The sequence below is a fragment of the Faecalibacterium longum genome (assembly GCF_040094125.1).
Classification (GTDB): Bacteria; Bacillota; Clostridia; order Oscillospirales; family Ruminococcaceae; genus Faecalibacterium; species Faecalibacterium longum.
Genome location: NZ_JBBNIH010000119.1, coordinates 1 through 788, shown reverse-complemented (window position 1 = coordinate 788; position 788 = coordinate 1). Strand labels below are relative to the sequence as shown.

1 protein-coding gene is annotated in these 788 nt (G+C 59.3%); it reads left to right on the top strand.

The genetic code is table 11. The features are described 5' to 3' along the window. Positions 1–788 (top strand): relaxase family protein (locus AAAU26_RS14610; RefSeq protein ID WP_349180942.1); only part of this gene is annotated, 788 nt, incomplete at both ends.

Sequence of the window (788 nt, the reverse complement as noted above, 5' to 3'; positions counted from 1 at the left end):
GGCTTGCAGTTCTGCAAGGACAACTTCCCCGGTCATCCCGCCATCGTCTGCACCCACCCGGACGGTCACAACAGTGCGGGAAACATCCACGTCCACATCGTCATCGGCAGCTTGCGTGTCCGCACCGTGGAACGGCAGACCTTCATGGACAAGCCGTGCGACTGGGAAGCGGGCAAGAAGCACCGCTGCACCTCTGCCATGCTCCGGCACCTTCGTGTCGCAGTCATGGAGATGTGCGAGCAAGCCGACCTGAACCAGATCAACCTGCTGGAAGCCCAAGGCGACCATGTTTCGGAGCGCGAGTATTGGGCGCAGCGGCGCGGACAACGCCGCCTCGACCATGCCAACGCCAAACTTGCCGCCGAAGGGCAGCAGCCCACCCAGACCGTCTACCAGACCGAGCTGGACAAACTGCGAAAGCAGATCTACGCTGTGCTGAACAAGACCACCACCTTCGAGGAATTTTCTGCATTGCTCATGCGGGAACACGGCATCGCCGTGAAGGAAAGCCGAGGCCGGTTGAGCTACTGCCCACCCGGCCGGACAAAGTTCATCACCGCCAAGAAACTGAGCAAGAAACTGGAAAAGGAGCAGGTGCTGACCGCCCTCTCCCAGAACATCCAGCTTGCCGCCATCATCCAGCCCAACAGCGAGAAGAAGCCGGATAAGATCAGGAAACTGGTTGACATTCAGGCGAAAGTTGCCGCAGGTAAGGGCATCGGCTATGAGCGTTGGGCGAAAAAGTTCAACCTCAAACGCTGGTCGCAGACCTTGTGTCTCCTGCAGGA